Below are 25,650 nucleotides of genomic sequence, written 5' to 3' on the forward strand. Positions count from 1 at the left end.
GGATAACATGGCCTATGTTGACGGTTTCGTAGCCTCGGTTCCTGACGACAAGAAGCAGGTCTATATCGACCACGCCGCCTTTGTGGCCAAGGTGTTCCACGACCACGGTGCCTTGCAGGTGGTGGAAAACTGGGGCGACGACGTGCCCGAGGGCAAGCTGACCTCGTTCCCGATGGCGGTGCAGCGGCAACCCGGTGAAACGGTGGTGTTTTCCTGGGTGGTCTGGCCCTCGCGCGAGGCCCGGGTGGCGGGCTGGGCCGCCATGGACAAGGACGACCGCATGGCCGCGATGAACGAGATGCCGTTCGACGGCAAGCGGATGATCTATGGCGGCTTCACCCAGGTTCTGAACACGACGGAGACGAAATAGACCATGGCCAACCTCGCCTCGACCTTCATCGGCATCAAATCCCCCAACCCGTTCTGGCTGGCCTCGGCACCGCCGACCGACAAGGCCTATAACGTCGAACGGGCGTTCGAGGCCGGTTGGGGCGGGGTGGTCTGGAAGACGCTGGGGCTGGACGGGCCGCCGGTGGTCAACGTTTCCGGCCCGCGCTACGGGGCGATCTGGGGCGCGGACCGCCGACTTCTGGGGCTGAACAACATCGAACTGATCACCGACCGGCCGTTGCAGGTGAACCTGGACGAGATCAAGGCGGTCAAGCGCAAGTGGCGCGACCGCGCACTGGTGATCAGCCTGATGGTGCCCTGCGACGAGGAGTCGTGGAAGGGTATCCTGGCGCGTATCGAGGATACCGAAGCCGACGGGGTGGAGCTGAACTTCGGCTGCCCGCATGGCATGGCCGAACGTGGCATGGGGTCTGCGGTGGGGCAGGTGCCGGAATACATCGAGATGGTGACGCGCTGGGTGAAACAACACTCCCGCATGCCCTGTATCGTCAAATTGACCCCCAATATCAGCGACATCCGCAAACCGGCCGAGGCTGCGAAACGTGGCGGCGCCGATGCGGTTTCCCTGATCAACACCATCAATTCCATCACCTCGGTGAACCTGGACGACTTCGCCCCCGAGCCGATGATCGACGGCAAGGGCACCCATGGCGGCTATTGCGGCCCGGCGGTGAAGCCGATCGCGCTGAACATGGTGGCCGAGATTGCCCGCCACCCCGCCACCCGCGGCCTGCCGATTTCGGGCATCGGCGGGGTGTCCACCTGGCGCGATGCGGCGGAGTTCATGGCGCTGGGGGCGGGCAATGTGCAGGTCTGCACCGCGGTGATGACCTATGGCTTCAAGATCGTGTCCGAGATGATCTCGGGGCTGTCGGACTACATGGACCGCAAGGGCTTTGCCTCGGTCGATGATCTGGTGGGGCGTGCGGTGCCCAATGTCACCGACTGGCAGTTCCTGAACCTGAATTATGTGACCAAGGCGCAGATCGACCAGACCAGTTGCATCAAATGCGGCCGCTGCCACATCGCCTGCGAGGATACCTCGCATCAGGCCATCGCCGTAAGCCCTGAGCGGGTGTTCACGGTGAAGGACGAGGACTGCGTCGCCTGCAACCTGTGCGTCGATGTCTGCCCGGTGGAAAACTGCATCACCATGGTGCCGCTGGCCAAGGGCAGCGTTGATCCGCGCACCGGGCGCAGGGTGGGCGATTACGGCAATTGGACCACCCACCCCAACAACCCGTCGGTGGCGGCGGAATAGGGCTCAGGCGACCTTCAAAAGCCCTTCAAGATCGCCGTTTTCGCGCACCATGTCGCGCAGGGTCAGCGCGTCCAGCGTGGCGTAGAACGCCGCCAGCGCCTTCACCAGCGCGCATTTCAGCCGGCAACTGTCGATCAGCGGGCAACTGTTCTCGTGCTGGGAAAAGCACTCGGTGAAGGGCAGGGTGGCCTCGAAGGCGCGGAACACCTCGCCCACGGTGATCTCGTCCACCGGCCGCCCCAGCATCAACCCGCCCGACCGGCCGCGCACCGTGTGCAGAAAACCCTTCTGCGCCAGCAGGTGAATCACCTGCGCCAGATGGTTTTCCGAGGCGTTGCAGGCCTGCGCCACGTCCTGCTTGCGCACCACCTTGCCGGGGTTGACCGCGCAGAACATCAATGTCCGCATCGCCAGATTGGTTCTCGTGGTCAATCGCATGGTCGGTGATACCCCCTACCCGAATACGCCAAGTGGGCGAAGCATCCTTTGCTTTGACGCGGCGCATCCTTGATCCAGATCAGATTTTCGCCGCCGCGGGTGATAATCTGTATTCCGACCATGCCTTTTAGTGTCGCACCCCCCAGTCGCGGGCCAGTCGCGGAGTCGGGCAGGGCAAAAGCTGCACTGCGGCATGAAAGCTGCGGTGCGGCGCCGGAAATCCGCCGGGATCAAAGCGGTTTGATTTCCACGACGCCCATATTTTCAGCAGTATTTTTATGGTGGTTTTTTCAGACTTCTGGTCTAAATGACAAGCGCTTTGGAAATGCGGTGGCGGTTTGCGTTCCGATCCGACCGGCTTTGGGCTTGCCCCCGCCGCGCTCTGGGTCAACAGTGGCTCACCGCCCGATGCGACGCCTTGAGGCCCGAGAAAATGGAAAGCTTGCCGTGATTGATCTGACTGTTGCCACGCTGAAATCCGATATCCTGCGGCATCTGACCTACACGCTGGGCAAGGATGCACCCAATGCCAGCCTGTATGACTGGCGGATGGCGCTTTCCTTCACCATGCGCGACCGGATTGTCGAGCCGTGGTTCGCCTCGACCCGCCGCACCTGGGCCGAAGATCACAAGCGGGTCTATTACCTGTCGATGGAATATCTGATCGGGCGTCTTCTGGAGGATGCCACCATCAACCTTGGCCTGCGCGATCTGGCCGAGACGGCGATGAACGATCTGGGGCAGGATTTCCGGGCGCTGGTGGAAGACGAGCCGGATGCGGCGCTCGGCAATGGCGGGCTGGGGCGCTTGGCCGCCTGTTTCATGGAATCGATGGCGACGCTGGGGTGCCCAGCCTATGGCTATGGCATCCGCTATGAACACGGGCTGTTCCGCCAGCGTTTCGAGGGCGGCCAGCAGGTCGAGACCCCCGAGGACTGGCTGAACCAGCCGCACGCCTGGGAATTTCCGCGCCCCGAGGCGGCCTATACCATCGGCTTCAAGGGCACCGTCGAAAGCCGCGATGGCCGCGACATGTGGCTGCCGGGCGAAACCGTGCTGGCAAGCGCGCATGACACGCCGGTGGTGGGCTGGCAGGGCAAATGGGCCAACACCCTGCGGCTGTGGGGGGCGATGCCGACCACGCAGTTCGATCTGGAACGCTTCAACCGCGGCGATTACGCCGCCGCCGCTGAACCCGAGGCCCTCGCACGGACGCTTTCCCGCGTGCTTTACCCCGACGACACCACCTATCAGGGCAAGGAATTGCGGCTGAAGCAGGAGTTCTTCCTGACCTCGGCGGCGTTGCAGGACATCCTGCGCCGCTACAAGGCCGGGCATTCCGACCTGCGCGCGCTGCCCGAGCATGTGGCGATCCAGATGAACGACACCCATCCGTCGATTGCCGGGCCGGAACTGATCCGCCTGCTGTCGGACGTGCATGGCATGCCGTTCGAAGACGCGCTGGATACCGCCCGCGCCTGTCTGGGCTACACCAACCACACCCTGCTGCCCGAGGCGCTGGAACGCTGGGCCACCTACACTTTCGGCAACGTGCTGCCGCGCCACATGCAGATCATCGAGCGGATCGACAGTTGGCACCGCCGCACCAACCCGAACACGCCGCATTATGTGGGCATCGTCAAACACCACGAAGTGCGGATGGGCGAGTTGGCCTTCATCATGTCGCACAAGGTCAACGGCGTCTCGGCGCTCCATTCCGATCTGGTGAAGCAGAACCTGTTCCCGGAACTGCACCTGCTGCACCCCGACCGGATCATCAATGAAACCAATGGCGTGACGCCGCGGCGCTGGCTGAAGATGTGCAACCGGCCGCTGGCGGGGCTGATCAGCCAGACCATCGGCGACGGCTGGGAAGACGATCTGGACCGCCTGAAAGGGCTGGAGCCGCATGTGACCGACGCGGGCTTTCTGTCGGCCTTTGGCGTGGCCAAGCGGCAGAACAAGGTGGCGCTGGCGCATTGGATCGAACGCGATTGCGGTGTGACGGTGGACCCCGACGCGCTGTTCGACGTGCAGGTGAAACGCATCCACGAATACAAGCGACAGCTTTTGAACATCCTTGAGACGATCTCCCGCTGGGATGCGATCCGCAAGAACCCGACCGGCAACTGGGTGCCGCGGGTCAAGATTTTCGGCGGCAAATCGGCACCGGGCTATGCGGTGGCCAAGGAAATCATCCATCTGATCAATGATGTGGCGAGTGTTGTTAATGCAGACCCGCTGACCGGCGACCTGCTGAAGATCGTCTATCCGGCCAACTACAACGTCTCGATGGCCGAACGGCTGGTGCCTGCTGCCGATCTGTCAGAGCAGATTTCCACCGCCGGCAAGGAAGCCTCGGGCACCGGCAACATGAAGTTCATGATGAATGGTGCGCCGACGATCGGCACGCTGGACGGCGCCAATGTGGAGATATTGCAGGAGGTTGGGGCCGAGAACTTCTTCCTGTTCGGCCTGACCGCAGCCGAGGTAGTGGTGCGCCGCCAGGACGCCGAACATTCGCGCAAGGCGATCGAGGCCAGCCAGAAGTTGCAGGACGTGATGCAGATGCTGGCCGAGGGCCGCTTCAGCCCCGATCAGCGCGACCGCTATCACGGGCTGGTGCACCGGATGTGGCATTCGGATTACTTCCTGGTGGCCTCGGATTTCGATGCCTATGTGGCGGCGCAGGCCGAGGCGGATGCCGCCTATGCCAACCGCAATCACTGGTTGAAAATGGCGGCGCTGAACACGGCGCGGTCGGGGTTTTTCTCGTCCGACCGCACGATCCGTGGTTACATGCGGGACATATGGTCCGTGGAATCGGCGCTGCAACCGTAAGGGAGAGGCTGGCATGGCGAAGAAGGCGACGACCGGAAAAGCTGCGATGGCAGTGCCCGGGGCGATCAGTCGCGAGGTGGCCTATGCCATTGCCGAAGGGCGGCATGCCGACCCCTTTGCCGTGCTGGGGCCGCATGACGGCCGGGTGAATGCCTTTGTGCCGGGGGCGGCGGATCTGCGCATCCTGTGCCCCGGTGCCGAGCCGGTGCTGATGACCCGCGATGCCGATGTGCCGGAATTGTTTTCCGGGCCGCTGGCGGATGCGGGGCCGTATCGGCTGCGCGCCCGCGGCGGCGATGGCACCGAATGGGAGTTTGAAGACCCGTTCCGCTTTGGCCCGGTGCTGGGCGAGTTGGACGAATACCTGCTGGGCGAGGGCACCCACAAGCGGATCTGGCAAGTGCTGGGGGCGCATCTGATCACCCATCAGGGGGTGGCGGGCACGCATTTCGCGGTCTGGGCGCCCAATGCGCAGCGGGTCTCGGTGGTGGGCGATTTCAACATCTGGGACGGCCGCCGCCACCCGATGCGCAAGCGTGGCGCGACGGGTGTGTGGGAGACCTTCATCCCCGATCTGCCAGAGGGATCGACCTACAAATACGAGATTCGCGGTCCGCAGGGGCAGGTGCTGCCGCTGAAGGCCGACCCGGTTGGGTTCGGCTCGGAACACGCGCCCGCCAACGGCTCGGTGGTGCGGCGGATCGACGGCGAATGGCTGGATGACTACTGGATGCAGCACCGCGCCGCGAGCCATGCGATTGACGCGGCGATCTCGATCTACGAGGTGCATCTTGGCAGTTGGAAGCGGGCGCCGGGCGACCGGATGCTGTCTTATCTGGAACTGGCCGATCAACTGGTGGATTACGTCATCGACATGGGCTTCACCCATATCGAATTGATGCCGATCTCGGAATATCCGTTCGACGGCAGTTGGGGCTATCAGCCGGTCGGGCTTTACGCCCCCACCGTGCGCCACGGCACGCCGTCGGAGTTTCGCGCCATGGTCGATGCGGCGCATCGCAAGGGCCTGGGGATATTGCTCGACTGGGTGCCGGGGCATTTCCCCACCGATCCGCACGGGCTGGGGCGGTTTGACGGCACGGCGCTGTATGAACACCAAGACCCGCGCGAGGGGTTTCATCAGGACTGGAACACCCTGATCTACAACTACGGAAGGGTGGAAGTTTCCAACTACCTGACCTCCAACGCCTTGTATTGGCTGGAGGAATATCACCTGGACGGGCTGCGCGTCGATGCGGTGGCCTCGATGCTTTACCGTGACTACAGCCGCCAGGCCGGTCAATGGGTGCCCAACAAGGACGGCGGGCGCGAGAATTACGAGGCGATTGCCCTGCTGCAACGGGTCAACGTCGCGGCTTACGGCGAGGTGCCGGGCATCGTGACGATTGCCGAGGAAAGCACCGCCTTTCCCGGCGTGTCGCGCCCGGTCAACCACGGCGGCCTTGGCTTTGGCTACAAGTGGAACATGGGCTGGATGAACGACACCCTCGCCTACATGCAGCGCGACCCGGTCTATCGCAAGCACCACCACCACCAGATGACCTTCAGCCTGCACTACGCCTGGTCGGAAAACTTCATCCTGCCGATCAGCCATGATGAAGTGGTGCATGGCAAGAAAAGCATGATCGACAAGATGCCGGGCCTGGGCGGCGAGAAATTCGCCAACCTGCGGGCCTATTATGGCTTCATGTGGACGCATCCGGGCAAGAAGCTGATGTTCATGGGCTGCGAATTTGCCCAAGGCCGCGAGTGGAACCACAACCAGAGCCTTGACTGGCACGAGCTGGACCAGCCGCTGCACAAGGGGGTGCAGAACCTGGTGCGCGATCTGAACCGGCTTTACCGCGACACCCCGGCGCTGCATGTCAACGACACCCGCCCCGCCGGGTTCGAGTGGCTGGAGGCGAATGACGCCGAACATTCGGTGTTCGCCTATGCCCGCAAGGGCCATGTCGGGGATCCGATGGTGGCGGTGGCGCTGAACATGACGCCGGTGGAACGCCGCTACCGTCTGGGCTTTCCCGCGCCCGGCCAGTGGGACGAGGTGCTGAACACCGATGCTGCGGCCTATGGCGGCGAGAATCGCGGCAACATGGGCGGCGTGGTGACCGAGGCCAAGCCCTGGCATGGCCAGCCGCAATCGGCGCTGGTGACGCTGCCGCCGCTGTCGGCGGTGATCTTTCGGCAGGGCTGACAGGATTTCAGGCGGGTTTGCCCGCCAAAACGGAGGATGCGATGCAAGCAAGACCCAATGCCCGGCTATCGACGCAAGCGATGGCTTTCGTGCTGGCCGGGGGGCGCGGCAGTCGGCTGAAGGAGTTGACCGATACCCGCGCCAAACCGGCGGTGTATTTCGGCGGCAAGACAAGGATCATCGACTTTGCGCTGTCGAACGCGCTGAACTCAGGGATCCGCAAGATGGCGATTGCCACGCAATACAAGGCGCACAGCCTGATCCGCCACATGCAGCGCGGCTGGGGGTTCTTTCGCGCCGAACGCAACGAATATCTGGACATCCTGCCCGCCAGCCAGCGGGTGGCCGAGAACAAGTGGTATCTGGGCACCGCCGACGCGGTGACGCAGAACATCGACATCGTCGACAGCTATGGGGTGAAATACATCATCATCCTGGCGGGCGATCATGTCTACAAGATGGATTACGAGATCATGCTGCGCCAGCATGTGTCCTCGGGCGCCGATGTGACCATCGGCTGCCTGACGGTGCCAAGGCTGGAAGCGCGGGCCTTCGGGGTGATGGATGTCGATGGCACCGGCCGGGTGACGGCGTTTCTGGAAAAACCCGCCGATCCGCCCTCGATTCCCGGCGATCCGGAGCATGCGCTGGCCTCGATGGGGATCTATGTCTTCAACTGGAGCTTCCTGCGCGATCTGCTGATCCGCGACGCCGAGGACGACAACTCCAGCCATGATTTCGGCAATGACCTGATCCCGCAGATCGTGAAGAACGGCAAGGCGATCGCGCACCGGTTTTCCGAAAGCTGCGTGCGCAGCGGGCTGGAGGAAGAGCCGTATTGGCGCGATGTCGGGACGATTGACGCGTTCTGGCAGGCCAATATCGACCTGACCGATTTTGTGCCCAAGCTTGATCTTTACGACAACGCCTGGCCGATCTGGACCTATGCCGAGATCGTGCCGCCCGCCAAGTTCATCCACAACGAGAACGGGCGGCGCGGCTCGGCGGTATCGTCGCTGGTGTCGGGTGATTGCATCGTTTCGGGCTCGGAGGTCAGCAATTCGCTGCTGTTCACCGGCTGCCGGACGCATTCCTTTGCGACGCTGGAATATGTGGTGGCGCTGCCGCAGGTGATCGTGAACCGGCATGCGCAGTTGAAGAATTGCGTGATCGACCGCGGGGTGATCATCCCGGCGGGGCTGGTGGTGGGCTATGACCCGGAAGAGGACGCCAAGTGGTTCCGCCGCGAGGACAGCGGTGTGGTGCTGGTGACGCAGGACATGCTGAACGCGCGGGCGGCGACCCTGGGCTGAGGGATTGTGGAGGCGCCGGGGGGCGGGCTGTCTGCCCTCCCCCCGGACCCCCCTCCCGAGGATATTTGAGAACAGATGATGAGGCGAGGCGATGGGCGGTGAAGCGGTGCGCGGGCGGGTGTTGTCGGTGGCCTCGGAATGTGTGCCGCTGCTGAAGACCGGCGGGCTGGCCGATGTGGTGGGGGCGTTGCCTGCCGCCCTGGCCGGGGTGGGCTGGCAGATGCGGGTGTTGATGCCGGCCTATCGGGCGTTGCGCGGGCAGGTGGCGAACTGGCCCGAGGTGATGGCCGAGGCCGATCTCTTTGGCGGGCCGGGGCGGGTCTTGGCGGGCGAGGTGGCGGGGATTTCGATGCTGCTGCTGGATGCGCCGCATCTTTATGACCGCGACGGCGGGCCGTATTCCGGGCCGTTTGGTGATTATGGCGACAATCCGCAGCGGTTTGCCGCGTTAAGCTGGATGGCGGCGCGGATTGCCCGCGAAGGCCTGAGCGATGGCTGGCAGCCGCAGGTCTTGCACGCGCATGACTGGCAGGCGGGCTTTGCCCCGGCCTATCTGGCCTATGGTGGCAAGGCGGGCATTGCCACGGTGATGACCATCCACAACATCGCGTTTCAGGGCTGGGCCGCGGCCTCAATGCTGACGGCGCTGCGTTTGCCGGCGCATCAGTTTCACCCGGCGGAACTGGAATATTTCGGCGGGCTGTCGTCGCTGAAGGCCGGGTTGGTGACTGCGGATGCGATCACCACGGTGTCACCGACCTATGCGCAGGAGTTGATGCGCCCCGAGGTGGGCTTGGGGCTACAGGGGGTGATTGCCGACCGCGCGGCGCGGGTGCATGGCATCCTGAACGGGGTGGACGAGGCGGTGTGGTCGCCCGAGAGCGAGCCGATCCCCTATTCGGCGCGCAAGATGAAGGGCAAGGCCGAGAATCGGGCGGCGCTTTGTGCCGAGTTCGGGTTGCAGGTGCCGGGGCCTTTGGCGATTGTTGTCAGCCGCTTGACCGACCAGAAGGGCATCGACCTGTTGCCCGCGGTCATCCCCGATTTCGTGGCGGCGGGTGGTGGCTTGCTGGTGCTTGGCTCGGGCGATGGCTGGCTGGAGACGGCGATGCGCGGGCTGGCGGCCAGTTATCCGGGCCGGGTGGCGGTGCGGATCGGCTATGACGAGGCGCTTAGCCACCGGATGTTTGCCGGGGCCGATGCGGTGCTGGTGCCCTCGCGCTTTGAACCTTGCGGGCTGACGCAGATGTATGGCCTTCGCTATGGCACGCTGCCGGTGGTGGCGGCGGTGGGCGGGCTGGCCGATACCGTGGTGAACGCCAATCCGGCGGGGCTGGCGGCGGGGGTTGCCACCGGCATCACCTTTGCGCCGACCGATGCTCTGGCCTTCGGGCTGGCGTTGCGGCGGCTGGTGGCCCTGCATGCCGACCCGAAGCAATGGGCGATGGTGCAGCGCAATGCGATGAAGCAACCGGTGGGCTGGCAGGCCTCGGCTGCCGCCTATGCGACGCTTTATGAAAGCCTGCTGCGGTGATCATCGCGCTGCAATCCTTGCCGACCCGGCTGGCCGGGCATGCGATCACACCGGGCAAGCCCTGGCCGATGGGTGCCACCTTCGATGGCGAAGGGGTGAATTTCGCGCTGTTCTCGGCCCATGCCGAGAAGGTGGACCTGTGCCTGTTTTCGCCCGATGGCCGCAAGGAGATGGCACGGATACCGCTGTCGGAACGCGACGGCGACATCTGGCACATCCATGTCGGCGGGCTGCTGCCGGGGACGCTTTACGGCTTTCGGGTGCATGGGCCCTATGCGCCGGAAACCGGCCATCGCTTCAACCCCAACAAGCTGCTGATCGACCCCTATGCACGGCAATTGCACGGCCGGCTGAAATGGTCGGATGCGGTGATGGGCTACAAGGTGGGCAGCGCGCGCGCCGACCTGTCCTTTGACACCCGCGATAGCGCCTTTGCCGTGCCGAAATCGGTGGTGGTCGACCCCGGCTTCAACTGGTCGGGCGATCGCGCGCCGCAGGTGCCGCTTGCCGATACGCTGATCTACGAGGCGCATGTCAAGGGCCTGACCGCCCTGCATCCACGGGTCGAACCGGGCCTGCGCGGCAGCTTTCTGGGGCTGGCATCGGACCCGGTGCTGGAACATCTGACGAAGCTGGGCATCACCACCATCGAGCTTTTGCCGGTGCAGGCCTTTGTCGATGACCGCTTTCTGGTGGCCAAGGGTCTTCGCAATTACTGGGGCTATCAAAGCATCGGTTTCTTTGCTCCCGAGCCGCGCTATCTGACCAAGAATGCGATCTGGGAGTTTCAGTCGATGGTGCGCCGGTTCCATTCGGCGGGGATCGAGGTGGTGCTGGATGTGGTCTACAACCATTCGGGCGAGGGCGACGAGCTGGGGCCGACACTGTCGTTCCGCGGCCTTGACAACCGCAGCTATTACCGGCTGGCCGAGGGCGGGCGGGCCTATGTCAACGACACCGGCACCGGCAACACGCTGAACCTGACGCATCCGGCGGTATTGCGCATGGTGATGGATTCATTGCGCTATTGGGTGCAGGTGATGCATGTCGATGGCTTCCGTTTCGACCTTGCCCCGGTGCTGGGGCGCGAGCAGATGGGCTTTGACGCCCAGGGCGGATTTTTCGACGCGCTGCGGCAAGACCCGGTGCTGGCCTCGGTCAAGCTGATCGCCGAGCCTTGGGATATCGGGCCGGGCGGCTATCAGCTTGGCTCGTTTCCGCATCCGTTTCTGGAATGGAACGACCGCTTCCGCGACGGCGTGCGGCGGTTCTGGCGCGGCGATGCCGGGATGACACCCGATCTTGCCAAACGGCTGCTGGGCTCGGCGGAACGCTTTGACCATTCGGGGCGGGCGGCCAGCAGTTCGGTCAACTTCATCTCGGCGCATGACGGCTTTACCCTGCAGGATCTGGTGTCGTTCAGCGTCAAGCGCAACCTGGCCAATGGCGAGGACAACCGCGATGGCCATGACAACAACCACTCCAGCAATCTGGGGGTCGAGGGGCCGTCGCGCGAACCCGCCGTTGTGGCAGCGCGCGATCTGCGCAAGCGCAACCTGCTGACAACGCTGATGCTGGCGCAGGGCACGCCGATGCTGCTGGCGGGCGACGAGGTGGGCAACAGCCAGGGCGGCAACAACAATGCCTATGCGCAGGACAACGCGACCGGCTGGGTCGATTGGACCGGTGACGCCGGGCTGACCGCTTTCGTGGCGCGGCTGGTGGCGCTGCGCAAGGCCAATCCGGTGCTGCGGCAACGGCGGTTCCTGCATGCGCGGCCGCGGGCGGCGGACGGGCTGCCCGATGTGATCTGGCACCGCGCCGATGGTGTGCCGCCGCGGCCCGAGGATTGGCACGACCCGGCGTTCCGCTGCCTTTGTGTCGAACTGCGCATGGCTTCAGAAGGCGAGGGCACGGCGGCGGACACGCTGTTTGCGGTGTTCAACGCCGGACCCGCGACGCCGCTGGCGCTGCCGCTGACCGTGCCGGGCTGGCGGCTGGTGCTGGACACCACCCGCCCCGAAGCGCCGCCCGAGCCGGTGACCGCCGGGCTGCTGGCACCGGCGCAATCGGTGCTTGTCTTTCAACCTGCTTTTACCGGAGAAACCGCATGACCGCGCTGACCATCGCCACCACGCCCATCGCCGGGCAGAAGCCCGGCACCTCGGGCCTGCGCAAGAAAACCCCGGTGTTCATGGCCACCCCCTATCTGCACAATTTCGTGCAGGCGATCTTTGACGCCATCGGCGGGGCGGCGGGCAAGACCTTCGTGCTGGGCGGCGACGGGCGCTATTTCAACGATACGGCTGCCCAGATCATCCTGAAGATGGCGGCGGCCAACGGGGCGGCGCGGGTGATCGTGGGGCAGGGGGCGGTGCTGTCAACGCCTGCCGCCAGCCACTTGATCAGGCTGAACAAAACCGATGGCGGCATCATCATGTCGGCCAGCCACAACCCCGGTGGCCCGACCGAGGATTTCGGCGTCAAGTTCAACATGGCCAATGGCGGCCCGGCACCCGAGGCCGTGACCGAGGCGATGTATCAGGCCACCACGACGCTTTCCCGCTATCTGATTTCCGATGCCACCGACATTGATCTGGGCAAGATCGGCCGGGTGACGCTGGACGGCATGGCGGTGGATGTGGTCGATCCGGTGGCGGATTACGCCACGCTGATGGAAAGCCTGTTCGATTTTCCGGCCATCAAGGCGATGTTCGCGGGCGGTTTCCGCATGCGGTTTGACGCGATGCACGCCGTCACCGGGCCTTACGCGCGGGACATTCTGGAAAACCGGCTGGGCGCGGCCCCCGGCACCGTGATCAACGGCACGCCCTTGCCGGATTTCGGCGGCCACCACCCTGACCCCAACCCGACCTGGGCCAAGGCCTTGATGGACGAGATGTTCAGCGCCGACGCCCCCGATTTCGGCGCGGCCTCGGACGGTGACGGCGACCGCAACATGGTGGTCGGGCGCGGCATTTATGTCTCGCCTTCCGACAGCCTGGCGTTTCTGGCCGCCAATGCGCAACTGGCCCCGGCCTACAGGGCTGGGCTGAAAGGCGTGGCGCGGTCGATGCCGACCTCTGCCGCCGTTGACCGGGTGGCCGCGTCGCTGGGGATTGCGGCCTATGAGACGCCGACGGGCTGGAAATTCTTCGGCAACCTGCTGGATGCCGGCCGTGTCACGCTGTGCGGCGAGGAAAGCTTTGGCACCGGCTCGGACCATGTGCGCGAGAAAGACGGGCTTTGGGCGGTGCTGTTGTGGCTGAACATCCTGGCGGTGAAACAGGCGCCGGTGGCCGATCTGCTGGCGGCGCATTGGGCGCGGTTTGGCCGTAACTACTACAGCCGCCACGATTTCGAGGCGATTGCCACCGATCGCGCCGATGCGATGATGGCGGCGCTGCGGGCCAGCCTGCCCAACCTGCCGGGGCAGGGGATCGAGGGCATGGTGATCCAGGCTGCCGACGATTTCGCCTATACCGACCCGGTGGACGGCTCGGTTTCCCGCGCGCAGGGCGTGCGGATCATCTTTGACGGTGGCAGTCGCATCGTGCTGCGGCTTTCCGGCACCGGCACCGAAGGGGCGACGCTGCGGCTGTATCTGGAGCGTTATGCGCCGGGGCCGCAGGGGCTTGATCTGGATGCGCAAGCGGCGCTGGCGCCGGTGATCAATGCAGCACACGAACTGGCCGGGATTGCCGCGTTCACTGGGCGAGTGGCGCCCGACGTGGTGACCTGAGGCGGTTTGCGACCTGCAAGCGTCGCGTCGCACCAAGCCCCGGCGGTGAAACCCGCGTCTGTTGAGCAAAACAGGGGGGGCAGGGCATGGCAGAGGACAAACCGGCGCGATCCGGGCGGGTGGCGCGGCAGACGCAGCGGGCGCAGAAGGGCCAGGGGCTGGGCCGCCCCTATATCCTGCGCAACATCCCGACCTACGACATCCTGTCGGAAGAAAACCTGGTCCGGATCGATGCCGCCGCCGACCGGATTCTGGCCGAAACCGGCATCGAGTTTCGCGACGACCCCACGGTGCTGGACCACTGGCGCCGCGCCGGGGCGGATGTGCAGGGCGTGCTGGTGAAATTCCCGCCCGGCCTGCTGCGCGAGGTGTTGCGCACGGCTCCGCCAGTGTTCACCCAGCACGCCCGCAATCCGGCCCATTCGGTGCAGATCGGGGGTCGGTCGGTGGTGTTCGCGCCCGCCTATGGCAGCCCCTTCGTGATGGATATGGACCGCGGCCGCCGCTTCGGCACGCTGGAAGATTTCTGCAATTTCATCATGTTGGCGCAAAGCAGCCCGAATTTCCACCACTCGGGCGGAACCATCTGCGAGCCGACCGATATAGCGGTGAACAAACGCCATCTGGATATGGTTCAGGCCCATATCACCCTGTCCGACCGGCCCTTCATGGGGTCGGTGACCGCCGAGGATCGGGCCGAGGACAGCATCGACATGGCCCGGCTGGTGTTCGGCAGCGGCTTTGTGAACGATCATTGCGTTATTCTGGGCAATGTGAACGTCAATTCTCCCTTGGTCTGGGACGGCACCATGACCCGGTCCTTGCGTGCCTATGCACGGGCCAATCAGGCGGCCGTGATCGTGCCGTTCATCCTTGGCGGCGCCATGGGGCCGGTGACCAATGCGGGCGCCATTGCGCAATCGCTGGCCGAGACCATGGCGGGTTGCGCGCTGACCCAGTTGGAACGCCCGGGTGCGCCGGTGATTTTCGGCAACTTCCTGTCCTCGATGAGCCTGCGCTCCGGTGCGCCGACCTTCGGGACGCCGGAACCCGCCATCGGCTCCATGGTGATCGGCCAGCTTTGCCGACGTCTGAACCTGCCGCTGCGCTGTTCGGGCAACTTCACCACCTCGAAACTTCCCGATGCGCAGGCGATGACCGAAGGCACCATGTCGATGCTGGCCGCCATCCACTGCGGGGCCAATTTCATCCTGCATTCGGCGGGGTTTCTGGATGGGCTGCTGAGCATGAGCTACGAGAAATTCATGCTGGACGCCGATCTTTGCGGGGCGCTGCACAGCTATCTGGACGGGGTGAAGATCGACGACGACCAGTTGGCGGTCGATGCCTTTGCCGAGGTCGGGCCGGGCAACCATTTCTTTGGCTGCAGCCATACCATGCAGCATTACGAGACGGCGTTCTGGGACAGCGATCTGTCCGACAACGAGCCATACGAGAAATGGCAGGCGGCGGGCGGGCTGGACGCGGCGACGCGGGCGAACAAGCTTTGGAAAAAGCGGCTGGCCGAGTTCGAAGCGCCCAGTTTGGACATCGCCATCCGCGACAGTCTGGATGATTTCGTGGCCCGCAAGAAGGCCGGTGTGCCGGATGCCTGGTATTAGGCCCGTCTGGTATCAGGCTTGCGCCAGGAACACCGCGCAGCCGGTCAGGGCGGCGTAGTCGTCGGTGATCACCGAGACCGGGAAGTTCTGCATGAAACCGGCGAAACGGCCCTTGTCGTGGAAGGCCTCGGCAAAGCCCATGGCGGTCAGATGCGGGGCGATGGCGCGGGACACCCCGCCGCACAGGTAGATGCCGCCGAACGGCAGGTGGATCAGCGCGAGGTTGCCGACCTGCATCCCCAGCATCCGCACGAACAACCGCGCAGCCGCCGTTTCCGGGCCATCCTCGGCAATCGCGCCCATGATCTCGGCAGCGGTCCTTGCACCCGGCAGGCCGGAGTCGGCGGTGACAAAGGCATACAACGCCTCCAGCCCGCGACCCGACATCACCTCTTCGGCGCCGGCAAAGCCATGTTCCGCCTCGACAAAATGCGCCAGCGCCAGATCGGCGTCATGGCGGATCGGCATGTTGACATGGCCACATTCCGACGCCGCCACCAGCCGCCCCCACTTGGTTTCATGCACCGGGGCGGCGTTGAAGCCGGTGCCGACGCCGACCACCAGCTTGGCCGCATGGGCGGGTGCGGGATGGCCCGGTAGCACCGGCAGCAGGTTGTCGGCGGCGATATGGCCAAGGGCGTGGCCCTGCGCTTGCAGATCGTTCAGGATCGCCACGGTCGCGGCGCTGGTGGCGCGGGTCAACAGCGCGTCGTCGATGATCCAGTCAAGGTTGGTCATCGTCGCCACGCCGTCATGCACCGGCCCAGCCGCCGCCACACAGGCGCCGACACAGGCGGGCGCCCCGGCCTCGGCCAGATACTGCCGCAGGATCGGCTCCAGCCCCGGATAATCGGCGTTGTGAAAGCGGCGGATGCTGGCCTGCTGCACCTTCTTTCCCTGCGCCAGCGCCACGCGGGTGTTGGTGCCGCCGATATCGGCAACCAGCGACAGGGCGTGGGCGGTGGGCATGGGCGGCTCCGTTCAGGTCAGCGGTTCCGGGAAAGGGCCCGGGCAAGTGCGAGATAGGACGCTTTCGGGGTGCGCTGCAAGCTTTCGAAATCGACATGCACCAGGCCGAAGCGTTTCTCGTAGCCCAGCGACCATTCGAAATTGTCCAGCAGCGACCACAGGAAATAGCCCTGCACCGGCACGCCCGCGGCAATCGCGCGCTGCACGGCGGCCAGATGCACCGCCACATAGTCGATGCGGCCCTGATCATCCACCGCGCCACCTTCCAGCACATCGGGGTTGGCCATGCCGTTTTCGGTGACGTAAAGCGGCAGGCCCTTGGTGTATTCGGCATGGGTGCGGCGCAGGAAGAACTCCAGACCTTCGGGGTAAATCTCCCAGCCCATCTGGGTTTTCGGCAGCGGGCCTTCGACCTCGGTGTGCGACGGCCAGGGGCCAGCGGTGGGGCCGATCAGCTTGCGGGTATAGTAGTTGATGCCGACCCAATCGACCGGTGTGGCGATGGTCGCCATGTCGTCTTGCCAGGCGTCGGGCATATGCGGGCCAAGGCCTTCCAGCACATCGGCGGGATAGGTCTTGTGGAACATCCCCGACAGGAACCAGCGGTTGTAGTAGCCGTCGTACAGACTGGCCGCCTCCAGTGCCGCGTCCGAGGCATCGGCGGGGGCTGCGTATTCCATGTTGCAGACAGCGCCGAGGTTCTGCATCCCCAAGCTGCGCATCAACTGGGTGGATCGGCCATGCGCCAGCAGCACATGGTGCATGGCGCGGGCGGTGGCGCGGATGTCGCGCAGGCCGGGGGCGTGGTGGCCGAGGAAATGCGACAGCCAGGCCACGCACCACGGCTCGTTGATCGGGGCGGCCGACCACAGGCGGTCGCCAATGCGGCGCATCAACACTTCGGTGTAATCGGCGAACCAGCCCGCGATGTCGCGGTTGCGCCAGCCGCCAAGGTCGGCCAGCGGCGAAGGCAGTTCCCAATGGTAAAGCGTGGCGGCAGGCTTCAACCCGCGTTCCAGCATGCCATCGACCAACTTGTCGTAAAAATCCAGACCTTCGGGGTTCACCGCGCCGCGCCCCTCGGGCATCACCCGCGCCCAGGAGGTGGAAAAGCGGTAGGCGTCCAGATTGGCGTCCTTGATCAGGTCAAGGTCAGCAGGCCAGCGGTGGTAATGGTCGCAGGCCAAAGCGCCGTTTTCCGCCCGCACCACATTGCCGGGGGTGGCGGCGAAATCGTCCCAATGCGTGCGCCCGGCGCCGCCAAAGCCATGCCCCTCGATCTGGTAGGCCGAGGTGGCGGCGCCGAACAGGAAGCCTTCGGGAAATGACGCGCGGGGCGGAAGCATGCGGTGTCCGATCTTGAAAGGGGTCAGGCTTGCGGTGCCGGGCCGGTGGATTGGCCGATGATCAGTTCGGCCTCCAGCAGCCGCTGTTGCGGGGCCGATGCCGGGTCGGCGATGATGTCCAGCAGCATCTGCGCCGCCAGCCGCCCGGCCTCGCGCACCGAGGAGCGGGTGGCGGTGTAGATCGGCACCGCCTCGCCGTTGCGCAGATAGCTCAGCTCGTCGTCATGGATGATCACCGACACGTCGCGGCCAAGGGTCAGCCCGCGGTCCTGAATGGCGCGGCGGGCACCGATGGCGGAAATCATCGACGACACCAGCAGCGCGGTGGGCGGGGCTGCCAGCCCCAGCATCCGGCTGGCGGCGCGGTAGCCTGCGGTTTCGGTCATCTCGTCCGACGCCATCAGCGCCGGGTCCGGGGTCAGCCCGCGCGCCGCCAGCGCCTGTTCAAAACCGCTGCGGCGGCGGAAGGCGAAATCCATGAATTCAAGGCCGTTGATCAGGCCGATGCGGCGGTGCCCCAGATCGAGCAGAAACTCGGTGGCGCGCAGGAACGCCCGGCGGTTGTTCACATCGACCCAGGAATAGGGCAGCGTCGCCTCGGTCACCCTTCCATGCACCACGAAGGGAAAGCCGATCTCGGTCAGCAGCGCCAGTCGCGCATCCTGCAGGCGCGGCGCGTGCAGGATGATGCCATCGACGGTGCCGCGGGCCTTCAACTCGCGATAGACGCGCTCTTCGTCCATGTCGGGCACCACCGTCAGCACCATGTCATAGCCCGACCGGGAATAGGTCTCGCCAGCCCCGGCGATGAAGTCGGCAAACACCGGGTTGACGATCTCGTGCCGCGCCGCAATCGGGATCACATGGCCGATGGCCATTGCCTTGCCGGTGGCCAGCCGGATCGCCCGGCTGTTGGGCGCATAGTTGTAGCGCCGCGCCGCCGCCGCCACCCGCGCCCGGGTTTCCTCGTTGACTTCCGGATAGCCGTTCAGCGCCCGGCTGACGGTCGTGGGCGACAGATCGAGTTTGCGGGCAAGCTCTTTGAGGTTCATCGCCGTCCAGCCAAAGCGTTTCGAATCCGCTGTTACACTAGCGGCGGCTGGGCACCCGGTCAAAGGTAAAGCGCATTTTGCCGCAGGCCGGAATTGCCATGCTGCAATCGCAAAACAAGGCGTTAGATTGCCGTAGCGCAACTTTGTTGCGCAGGTTTAAGTTGACTTGAGGCAGCGGCGGCGCATATCTGTTTTGTCCAAAGCGGTTTGAAAATGATTCTTCCCGCTTGGTGAACTCGCGGCCCTTGCAGGGGCGCGTTATCGGGAGGACGACAATGAAATCCAGACTTTTCGCGGGGGTTGCCCTGTTTGCCCTGCTTTCCGGGGCGGCGGTTGCGCAAGACCTGAAATTCGCGCCGGGCGAGGATGCCCGCTTTCACTGGGCTGATTTCGAGGCGCTGAAGGCGACCGACCTGAAGGGCCAGAAACTGAAGATCGACGGCCCCTGGGGCGGCGTTGACAAGGAGCTGTTCAACTCGGTGATCGCCTACTTTGTCGCCGCCACCGGTGCCGATGTGCAGTACACCGGCGGTGACGGTTTCGAGCAGCGGGTGATGATCGACGTCGAGGCGGGCTCGCCTCCGGGCATCGCCGTGGTGCCGCAGCCGGGGCTGGCCGCCGATCTGGCCAAGCGTGGCAAGCTGGCACCGCTGCCGGCCGAGACCGCCGCCTGGATCAAGGACAACTATGCCGCGGGGCAATCCTGGGTTGATCTCGCGACCTATCCGGGCGCCGATGGCACCCCGGCGCTGTATGGCATGTTCTACAAGGTCGATGTGAAGTCGCTGGTCTGGTATTCGCCGGAAAACTTTGCCGACGCCGGCTACGAAGTGCCGACGACGATGGAGGATCTGAAGGCGCTGACCGAGAAGATCGTGGCCGATGGCGGCACGCCCTGGTGCATCGGGCTGGGTTCGGGCCCGGCGACCGGCTGGCCCGCGACCGACTGGGTCGAGGACATGATGCTGCGCAACAACACCCCGGCCGACTATGACGCCTGGGTGTCGAACGCGCTGAAGTTCGACGACCCGAAGGTTGTCACCGCGATCGAGGATTTCGGCTGGTTCGCCCGCAATGACGCCTTCGTGCAGGGTGGCGCTGCGGCGGTGGGCTCGACCGACTTCCGCGACAGCCCGAAGGGTCTGTTTGCCTCGCCGCCCGGCTGCTACATGCACCGGCAGGCCAGCTTCATCCCGTCGTTCTTCCCCGAAGGCACCGTGGTTGGGCAGGATGCCGATTTCTTCTATTTCCCGGCCTATGCCGAGAAGGATCTGGGCAAGCCGGTTCTGGGCGCGGGCACGCTGTTTGTGGTGACCCAAGACAGCCCGGTGGCGCAGGCCTTCATGAAGTTCCTGCAAACCCCGCTGGCGCATGAAATCTGGATGGCGCAGACCGGCTTCCTGACGCCGCACAAAGGCGTCAACGCCGAGGTTTACGGCGACCCGACGCTGCGCAAGATGGGCGACATCCTGCTGCAGGCCGACACTTTCCGCTTTGACGGATCCGACCTGATGCCGGGTGCAGTGGGTGCGGGCGTGTTCTGGACCGGCATGGTCGATTACACCAACGGCAAGGACGCGGCCACGGTGGCGGCGGATATCCAGAAGACCTGGGACACTTTGAAATAACCAGTGCATGATGACAAGTAAGGGCCTGTCCGCGCAAGCGGGCAGGTTTCCCCTGCGGGAGGGCAGGGCCAGGCAAGGGGGGATGCGGTGCAACAATTGCTTCTGGCTTCGGCCACGATCGTGGTGGGGGTGTTCGGCTGCGTCGGCTATTTCTTCGCGTCGAACCTGATCCTGGACAGTATTTTTCCGGCTCGTGGGCCCAATGCCGGGCGCAACATCCTGCGGGCGGGGGCGGTGCGGCCCTGGTTGTTCCTGTTCCCGGCCATCGCGCTGTTGACGGTTTATCTGGTCTATCCGGTCTTCGTGTCGATCCTGTTGTCGTTCAAGGACGGCACCGGCGACAATTTCGTGGGCCTGGACAACTACACCTGGCTGTTGTCCGACGACAAATTCCGCGAGTCGGTGGTGAACAACCTGCTGTGGCTGGTGGTGGTGCCTGCGGCCTCGACCTTCTTCGGGCTGATCGCGGCGGCGCTGACCGACCGGATCAAATGGGGCAATTTCGCCAAGTCGATGATCTTCATGCCGATGGCGATCTCGTTCATTGGCGCCTCGGTCATCTGGAAATTCATCTATGATTACCGGGGCGAGGGTCAATCCGAGATCGGCCTGTTGAATGCGCTGGTCGAGATGTTCGGCGGCACGGCGCAGATCTGGCTGACCATCCCGTTCTGGAACAACTTCCTCTTGATGGTGGTGCTGATCTGGATCCAGACCGGCTTTGCCATGGTGATCCTGTCGGCGGCGCTGCGCGGCATTCCCGAGGAAACCATCGAGGCGGCGATCCTCGACGGTGCCTCGCCGTTCCAGATATTTCTCAAGATCAAGGTGCCGCAGATCTGGGGCACCATCGCCGTGGTCTGGACCACCATCACCATCACCGTGCTGAAAGTGTTCGACATCGTCTACGCCATGACCAACGGCCAATGGGGCACCCAGGTGCTGGGCAGCATGATGTATGACTGGATGTTCCGCGCCAACGACACCGGGCGCGGCTCGGCGATTGCGCTGGTGATCATGCTGATGGTGACGCCGATCATGATCTGGAACATCCGAACCACCCGGCGGGAGATGCGTTGATGGAAAACATCGTCGGGACCAAGTCGAGCCTGGTGTGGGTGGTCAATATCGCGGCGGCGCTGATGGTGCTGCTCTGGACCATTCCGACCATCGGGTTGCTGGTATCGTCGTTCCGCGACCGCGACCAGATCACCGGGTCGGGCTGGTGGCAGGCGGTGTTTCCGTCCGAACAGCGCATCGTCTATCGCGCCGGGGCGCTGGACAGCCAGAAGCAGTTGGCGCAGGGCTGGGTGATCGAAGGGTCGGTATTCGAGGGTGGCAAGGGGCAGGTCAAGGCCTTCGGTGTCACCTCGCGCGCGCCCGAGGCCTTCGCGCCGGGGACGGTTGCCGACCTGGGCGATGGCGTCACCGCGACCGTGGCCGCCGATGGCCAGTATCAGCTCGTGGCGCAGGCGAAATTTGAGGGCCGCAGCCCGCGGCTGTTCGTGACCTCGATAACACCGGCCAAGGCGACGCTGGCCAACTATGACCGGGTGCTGTTTTCCGAAGGCATCGGCCGGGCCTTCATGAACACCGCCACGGTGACGATCCCGGCCACCATCATCCCGATCCTGATCGCCGCCTTCGCCGCCTATGCCCTGGCCTGGATGGAGTTTCCCGGCCGGGCCCTGATGGTGGCGGCGGTGGTGGGCCTCTTGGTGGTGCCGCTGCAACTGTCGCTGATGCCGCTGCTGCGCCTGCACAACTCGCTGGGGATCGGCAAGGAATACATCGGCATCTGGCTGGCGCATTCCGGTTTCGGCCTGCCATTGGCGATTTACCTGTTGCGCAACTACATGGCCGGATTGCCACGCGAGATCATCGAAAGTGCGCGGGTCGATGGCGCCACGGATTTCCAGATTTTCCTCAAGATCATCCTGCCGCTGTCCTTCCCGGCGCTGGCCAGCTTTGCGATCTTCCAGTTCCTCTGGACCTGGAACGACTTTCTGGTGGCCTCGGTGTTCCTTGGCAATGACAACGACAAGCTGGTGATGACCAGCGCGCTGCGGGGCCTGATGGGCTCGCGCGGGGGGGATTGGGAGATTTTTGGCCTCCTCGGCCTTCGTGTCGATCTTCGTGCCGCTGGTGGTGTTCTTTGCCATGCAGAAATACCTGGTGCGCGGCTTGCTGGCGGGGTCGGTGAAGTGATGCAGCGTGACCCCGACTGGTGGCGCGGCGCGGTGATCTATCAGATCTATCCGCGCAGCTATCAGGACAGCAATGGCGACGGTATCGGCGATCTGGCGGGCATCGCCCAGAGGTTGCCGCATATCGCCAGCCTGGGCGCCGATGCGATCTGGATCAGCCCGTTCTTCACCAGCCCGATGAAGGATTTCGGGTATGATGTCAGCAATTACTGCGACGTCGATCCGATGTTCGGCACCTTGGCCGATTTCGATGCGGTGCTGAAGAAGGCGCATGATCTGGGCCTGCGGGTGATGATTGATCTGGTGCTGTCACACACCGCCGACGTTCATCCATGGTTTCAGGAAAGCCGCGCAAGCCGTTCAAATCCCAAGGCAAACTGGTATGTCTGGGCCGACCCCAAGCCCGATGGCACGCCGCCGAACAACTGGCTGTCGGTGTTCGGCGGCTCCAGTTGGCAATGGGACGGGCGGCGCGAGCAGTATTACCTGCACAACTTCCTGACCTCGCAACCCGACCTGAATTTCCACGAGCCATTGGTGCAAGAGGCATTGCTGGATGTGGCGCGGTTCTGGCTGGAACGCGGCGTCGATGGTTTCCGGCTGGACACCATCAATTTCTACATTGCCGACAAATACCTGCGCGACAATCCTGCGCTGCCGAAGGAATTGCGCAACGACAGCATCGCGCCGTCGGTGAACCCCTATAACCACCAGTTGCACCTCTTTGACAAGAACCAGCCGGAAAACCTTGATTTCCTGCGCAAATTCCGCGCGGTGCTGGACCCTTACGGGGCGGCGGCGGTGGGCGAGGTCGGTGATGCCCAACGCGGGCTGGAGATCATGGCCGAATACACCTCGGGCGGCGACAAGGTGCAGATGTGCTATCCGTTCGAGATGTTGCAGCCCAAACGCCTGACCGCCGCCGGGCTGGTGGACGCCTTTTCGCGGATGGCCAAGGCGGCACCGGATGCCTGGCCCTGCTGGTCCTATTCCAACCACGACACCGTGCGGCATGTCACCCGCTGGCAGCTTTCCGACGCTGCGGCAAAGGCTTACACGACGCTGCTCATGTGCCTGCGCGGCTCGTTGTGCCTGTATCAGGGCGAGGAGCTGGGGCTGCCCGAGGCCGAGATTGCTTACGCCGACCTGCAAGACCCCTACGGCATCCAGTTCTGGCCCGAGTTCAAGGGCCGCGACGGTGCCCGCACGCCGATGGTGTGGGAGACCGACAGCCGTTTTGGCGGCTTTACCAGCGGCGGCAAACCCTGGCTGCCGGTAACGCCGCCGCATCTGGCGCGCTCGGTGGCGGTACAACTGGGCGATCATGGCTCGATGCTGGCGCATTACCGCCGCGCACTGGCGCTGCGGCGGGCGCATCCGGTGCTGCGGGATGGCGCGATGGTCGATCTGGCCGCGCAGGGCGATCTGGCGACGTTCTGCCGGGTCGGTTCCGAAACACTGTTCATCGCTGTCAATCTGGGGGCGGGCACGGTCGATGCGGCGCTGCCTGCGGGCAACTGGGCGCCGATCGGGGCCGATCTGGGCAGCCAGCCTGCCGACACAACAGGGCGTGTGACGCTGGGGCCGTGGCAGGTTTGCCTGGCCCGGAAAATCTGAGCCCGACTTAAAAGGGGGAATACCATGGCCGATCTGAAGCTGACGAACATCGAAAAGGCCTATGGCGAGGTCAAGGTGCTGTCGAACATCAACCTCGACATCAAGCAGGGCGAGCTGATCGTGTTCGTCGGCCCCTCGGGCTGCGGAAAATCGACGCTGCTGCGGATGATCGCCGGGCTTGAACGCATCTCGGGCGGTGAGCTGAAGATCGACGGCGTGGTGGTGAACGAGGTGCCGCCAGCGCAGCGTGGCATCGCCATGGTGTTCCAAAGCTACGCGCTTTATCCGCACATGACGGTGCGCGACAACATGGCTTTCGCTTTGAAGATCGCCAAGAAATCCACCAATGAAATCAAGGCGGCAGTGGACAAAGCTGCGAAAATACTTCAACTGACGCCCTACCTGGATCGCCTGCCCAAGGCGCTGTCGGGTGGCCAGCGCCAGCGCGTTGCCATCGGCCGCGCCATCGTGCGCGACCCCAAGGTTTACCTGTTCGACGAGCCGCTTTCCAACCTCGATGCCGCGCTGCGTGTGGCGACCCGGCTGGAGATTGCCCAGTTGAAAGAGGCGATGCCGGAACGCACGATGATCTATGTCACACATGATCAGGTGGAGGCGATGACGCTTGCCAGCCGCATCGTGGTGCTGGCGGGTGGCGGCATTGCGCAGGTCGGCGCGCCCCTGACGCTGTATGAAAAGCCGCAGAACGAGTTCGTGGCGCAGTTCATCGGCAGTCCGGCGATGAACCTGATGCCGGGCGAGGTGGTGGAAACCGGCGCCGAAACCGTGGTGAGGCTGCAGAACGGCGGCGTGGCGCGGGCGGCGATTGCCACCACCGACGCCGATCTGGGCCTCAAGGTCAACGTTGGCGTGCGGCCCGAGGATATGCTGGCCACCGAAGGCGAGGCGGTTTTTACCGGCGAGGTCGAGATTACCGAGGCCCTGGGCGAGGTGACGCTGCTTTACTTCAAACGGCAGGGCGAGGCGGCGCAGATGGTGGCGAAACTGCCGGGGATTCATTCCGGTCTGCGGCGCACCGTGGTCAAGCTGGGCGCCGACCCGAAGAAGGTGCACCTGTTCCATCAGGGTCAGTCGCTGCTGTATCGTTGAAGCCGATTGACAGGGGCCGGGCTGCGGTTCAGACCTGTGCCAAGGGTGCTGCACGGCGCTCTGATCGCCCGGTGGCCAAGGCGCGCCGGGCCTTGCCGTGAAAGGAAAGACGATGGCCAAGGGTCAATTGCGCTCGAACAAGGAAGTGAAGAAGCCGAAGAAAGACAAGGTGAAGCCCGCGATTGCGGTGGCAAGCACCTCGTCCACCCGGATTGCCGCTTCGCAGGAAAAAGCCAAGGGCGACAAGAAGTAAGCTTGCGAAGCTGATGTGGTGTCGCGGTTCTGGCGCGGCAACGGGTCGCCCGGGGTTTTCCTTGCGGCGCCGGTAGGATATGTCTGGCGCG

Annotated in this window: 18 protein-coding genes and 1 pseudogene; 15 read left to right on the top strand and 4 right to left on the bottom strand. The window is 64.4% G+C overall.

What is annotated here, in order from left to right:
• Positions 1–7 precede the first annotated feature (7 nt).
• Together RSW2DRAFT_RS07835 and preA are read left to right on the top strand one after the other, a co-directional pair.
• The gene (locus tag RSW2DRAFT_RS07835; protein ID WP_008029729.1) at positions 8–370 is read left to right on the top strand and encodes a DUF1428 domain-containing protein; all 363 of its coding nucleotides are present in this window, start codon (positions 8–10) and stop codon (positions 368–370) included.
• Between the two features lie 3 nt (positions 371–373).
• Complete coding sequence (gene preA / locus RSW2DRAFT_RS07840) at positions 374–1,672, top strand: NAD-dependent dihydropyrimidine dehydrogenase subunit PreA (protein ID WP_008029731.1); 1,299 nt, start codon at positions 374–376, stop codon at positions 1,670–1,672.
• A 3-nt stretch (positions 1,673–1,675) separates the two neighbouring features.
• On the opposite strand, the gene RSW2DRAFT_RS07845 is transcribed toward preA, so the two are convergent.
• Positions 1,676–2,110: an Rrf2 family transcriptional regulator gene (locus tag RSW2DRAFT_RS07845; protein ID WP_040671834.1), complete on the bottom strand. Its 435-nt coding sequence runs from the start codon at positions 2,108–2,110 to the stop codon at positions 1,676–1,678.
• A gap of 408 nt (positions 2,111–2,518) precedes the next feature.
• Here RSW2DRAFT_RS07845 and RSW2DRAFT_RS07850 point away from each other — a divergent pair, with 408 nt between their 5' ends.
• The 7 genes from RSW2DRAFT_RS07850 to RSW2DRAFT_RS07880 all read left to right on the top strand — a co-directional run bounded on the left by RSW2DRAFT_RS07850 (position 2,519) and on the right by RSW2DRAFT_RS07880 (position 15,377).
• A complete protein-coding gene (locus RSW2DRAFT_RS07850) occupies positions 2,519–4,951 on the top strand; it encodes a glycogen/starch/alpha-glucan phosphorylase (protein ID WP_040671835.1) in 2,433 nt (810 codons plus the stop codon).
• Positions 4,952–4,964: 13 nt separating this feature from the next.
• Complete coding sequence (gene glgB / locus RSW2DRAFT_RS07855) at positions 4,965–7,166, top strand: 1,4-alpha-glucan branching protein GlgB (protein ID WP_008029737.1); 2,202 nt, start codon at positions 4,965–4,967, stop codon at positions 7,164–7,166.
• A 41-nt stretch (positions 7,167–7,207) separates the two neighbouring features.
• Positions 7,208–8,479, top strand: a complete 1,272-nt coding sequence (gene glgC, locus RSW2DRAFT_RS07860; RefSeq protein ID WP_008029739.1) for a glucose-1-phosphate adenylyltransferase — start codon at positions 7,208–7,210, stop codon at positions 8,477–8,479.
• A gap of 91 nt (positions 8,480–8,570) precedes the next feature.
• Positions 8,571–10,013 (top strand): glycogen synthase GlgA, encoded by a 1,443-nt coding sequence (glgA, locus tag RSW2DRAFT_RS07865; protein ID WP_008029740.1) that lies wholly within the window; start codon positions 8,571–8,573, stop codon positions 10,011–10,013.
• Entirely contained in the window at positions 10,010–12,127 is a 2,118-nt protein-coding gene (gene glgX, locus RSW2DRAFT_RS07870; protein ID WP_008029742.1) for a glycogen debranching protein GlgX, read from the top strand. The genes glgA and glgX overlap by 4 nt, the downstream gene beginning before the upstream one ends.
• Positions 12,124–13,755, top strand: coding sequence for an alpha-D-glucose phosphate-specific phosphoglucomutase (locus RSW2DRAFT_RS07875; RefSeq protein WP_008029744.1), 1,632 nt, complete (start codon positions 12,124–12,126; stop codon positions 13,753–13,755). The genes glgX and RSW2DRAFT_RS07875 overlap by 4 nt, the downstream gene beginning before the upstream one ends.
• A gap of 86 nt (positions 13,756–13,841) precedes the next feature.
• Positions 13,842–15,377 (top strand): trimethylamine methyltransferase family protein, encoded by a 1,536-nt coding sequence (locus RSW2DRAFT_RS07880; RefSeq protein WP_008029746.1) that lies wholly within the window; start codon positions 13,842–13,844, stop codon positions 15,375–15,377.
• A gap of 12 nt (positions 15,378–15,389) precedes the next feature.
• On the opposite strand, the gene RSW2DRAFT_RS07885 is transcribed toward RSW2DRAFT_RS07880, so the two are convergent.
• From RSW2DRAFT_RS07885 to RSW2DRAFT_RS07895, 3 genes are read right to left on the bottom strand one after another with little or no spacing between them, the layout of a single operon-like run.
• The gene (locus RSW2DRAFT_RS07885) at positions 15,390–16,346 is read right to left on the bottom strand and encodes a glucokinase (protein ID WP_008029748.1); all 957 of its coding nucleotides are present in this window, start codon (positions 16,344–16,346) and stop codon (positions 15,390–15,392) included.
• Positions 16,347–16,363: 17 nt separating this feature from the next.
• Positions 16,364–17,692, bottom strand: coding sequence for a GH1 family beta-glucosidase (locus RSW2DRAFT_RS07890; protein WP_008029750.1), 1,329 nt, complete (start codon positions 17,690–17,692; stop codon positions 16,364–16,366).
• Between the two features lie 23 nt (positions 17,693–17,715).
• Positions 17,716–18,744: a substrate-binding domain-containing protein gene (locus RSW2DRAFT_RS07895; RefSeq protein ID WP_008029752.1), complete on the bottom strand. Its 1,029-nt coding sequence runs from the start codon at positions 18,742–18,744 to the stop codon at positions 17,716–17,718.
• Between the two features lie 275 nt (positions 18,745–19,019).
• Between RSW2DRAFT_RS07895 and RSW2DRAFT_RS07900 the strand changes: the two genes are divergently transcribed.
• The 6 genes and pseudogenes from RSW2DRAFT_RS07900 to RSW2DRAFT_RS18270 all read left to right on the top strand — a co-directional run bounded on the left by RSW2DRAFT_RS07900 (position 19,020) and on the right by RSW2DRAFT_RS18270 (position 25,559).
• On the top strand, positions 19,020–20,372 hold the full coding sequence (locus RSW2DRAFT_RS07900; RefSeq protein WP_008029754.1) for an ABC transporter substrate-binding protein: 1,353 nt from the start codon (positions 19,020–19,022) through the stop codon (positions 20,370–20,372).
• A gap of 87 nt (positions 20,373–20,459) precedes the next feature.
• The gene (locus RSW2DRAFT_RS07905) at positions 20,460–21,452 is read left to right on the top strand and encodes a carbohydrate ABC transporter permease (protein WP_008029756.1); all 993 of its coding nucleotides are present in this window, start codon (positions 20,460–20,462) and stop codon (positions 21,450–21,452) included.
• A pseudogene (locus tag RSW2DRAFT_RS17400) lies at positions 21,452–22,580 on the top strand (carbohydrate ABC transporter permease). The gene RSW2DRAFT_RS07905 and the pseudogene RSW2DRAFT_RS17400 overlap by 1 nt, the downstream one beginning before the upstream one ends.
• Positions 22,580–24,196, top strand: a complete 1,617-nt coding sequence (locus RSW2DRAFT_RS07910) for an alpha-amylase family glycosyl hydrolase (protein ID WP_040671853.1) — start codon at positions 22,580–22,582, stop codon at positions 24,194–24,196. Before RSW2DRAFT_RS17400 ends, RSW2DRAFT_RS07910 begins: the two are co-directional and overlap by 1 nt.
• Before the next feature lie 24 nt (positions 24,197–24,220).
• A complete protein-coding gene (locus tag RSW2DRAFT_RS07915) occupies positions 24,221–25,306 on the top strand; it encodes an ABC transporter ATP-binding protein (protein ID WP_008029759.1) in 1,086 nt (361 codons plus the stop codon).
• 112 nt (positions 25,307–25,418) lie between these two features.
• On the top strand, positions 25,419–25,559 hold the full coding sequence (locus RSW2DRAFT_RS18270) for a hypothetical protein (protein WP_008029760.1): 141 nt from the start codon (positions 25,419–25,421) through the stop codon (positions 25,557–25,559).
• Positions 25,560–25,650: the final 91 nt, after the last annotated feature.

This window comes from Rhodobacter ferrooxidans, assembly GCF_000176015.1.
Lineage (GTDB): Bacteria > Pseudomonadota > Alphaproteobacteria > Rhodobacterales > Rhodobacteraceae > Pseudorhodobacter_B > Pseudorhodobacter_B ferrooxidans.

Bases quoted from the DNA above. Each gene is read 5' to 3' on its own strand.
- RSW2DRAFT_RS07835 (WP_008029729.1), top strand. From the start codon at position 8: ATGGCCTATGTTGACGGTTTCGTAGCCTCGGTTCCTGACGACAAGAAG.
- preA (WP_008029731.1), top strand. From the start codon at position 374: ATGGCCAACCTCGCCTCGACCTTCATCGGCATCAAATCCCCCAACCCG.
- RSW2DRAFT_RS07845 (WP_040671834.1), bottom strand. From the start codon at position 2,110: ATGCGATTGACCACGAGAACCAATCTGGCGATGCGGACATTGATGTTC.
- RSW2DRAFT_RS07850 (WP_040671835.1), top strand. From the start codon at position 2,519: ATGCGACGCCTTGAGGCCCGAGAAAATGGAAAGCTTGCCGTGATTGAT.
- glgB (WP_008029737.1), top strand. From the start codon at position 4,965: ATGGCGAAGAAGGCGACGACCGGAAAAGCTGCGATGGCAGTGCCCGGG.
- glgC (WP_008029739.1), top strand. From the start codon at position 7,208: ATGCAAGCAAGACCCAATGCCCGGCTATCGACGCAAGCGATGGCTTTC.
- glgA (WP_008029740.1), top strand. From the start codon at position 8,571: ATGGGCGGTGAAGCGGTGCGCGGGCGGGTGTTGTCGGTGGCCTCGGAA.
- RSW2DRAFT_RS07875 (WP_008029744.1), top strand. From the start codon at position 12,124: ATGACCGCGCTGACCATCGCCACCACGCCCATCGCCGGGCAGAAGCCC.
- RSW2DRAFT_RS07880 (WP_008029746.1), top strand. From the start codon at position 13,842: ATGGCAGAGGACAAACCGGCGCGATCCGGGCGGGTGGCGCGGCAGACG.
- RSW2DRAFT_RS07885 (WP_008029748.1), bottom strand. From the start codon at position 16,346: ATGCCCACCGCCCACGCCCTGTCGCTGGTTGCCGATATCGGCGGCACC.
- RSW2DRAFT_RS07890 (WP_008029750.1), bottom strand. From the start codon at position 17,692: ATGCTTCCGCCCCGCGCGTCATTTCCCGAAGGCTTCCTGTTCGGCGCC.
- RSW2DRAFT_RS07895 (WP_008029752.1), bottom strand. From the start codon at position 18,744: ATGAACCTCAAAGAGCTTGCCCGCAAACTCGATCTGTCGCCCACGACC.
- RSW2DRAFT_RS07900 (WP_008029754.1), top strand. From the start codon at position 19,020: ATGAAATCCAGACTTTTCGCGGGGGTTGCCCTGTTTGCCCTGCTTTCC.
- RSW2DRAFT_RS07910 (WP_040671853.1), top strand. From the start codon at position 22,580: ATGCAGCGTGACCCCGACTGGTGGCGCGGCGCGGTGATCTATCAGATC.
- RSW2DRAFT_RS07915 (WP_008029759.1), top strand. From the start codon at position 24,221: ATGGCCGATCTGAAGCTGACGAACATCGAAAAGGCCTATGGCGAGGTC.
- RSW2DRAFT_RS18270 (WP_008029760.1), top strand. From the start codon at position 25,419: ATGGCCAAGGGTCAATTGCGCTCGAACAAGGAAGTGAAGAAGCCGAAG.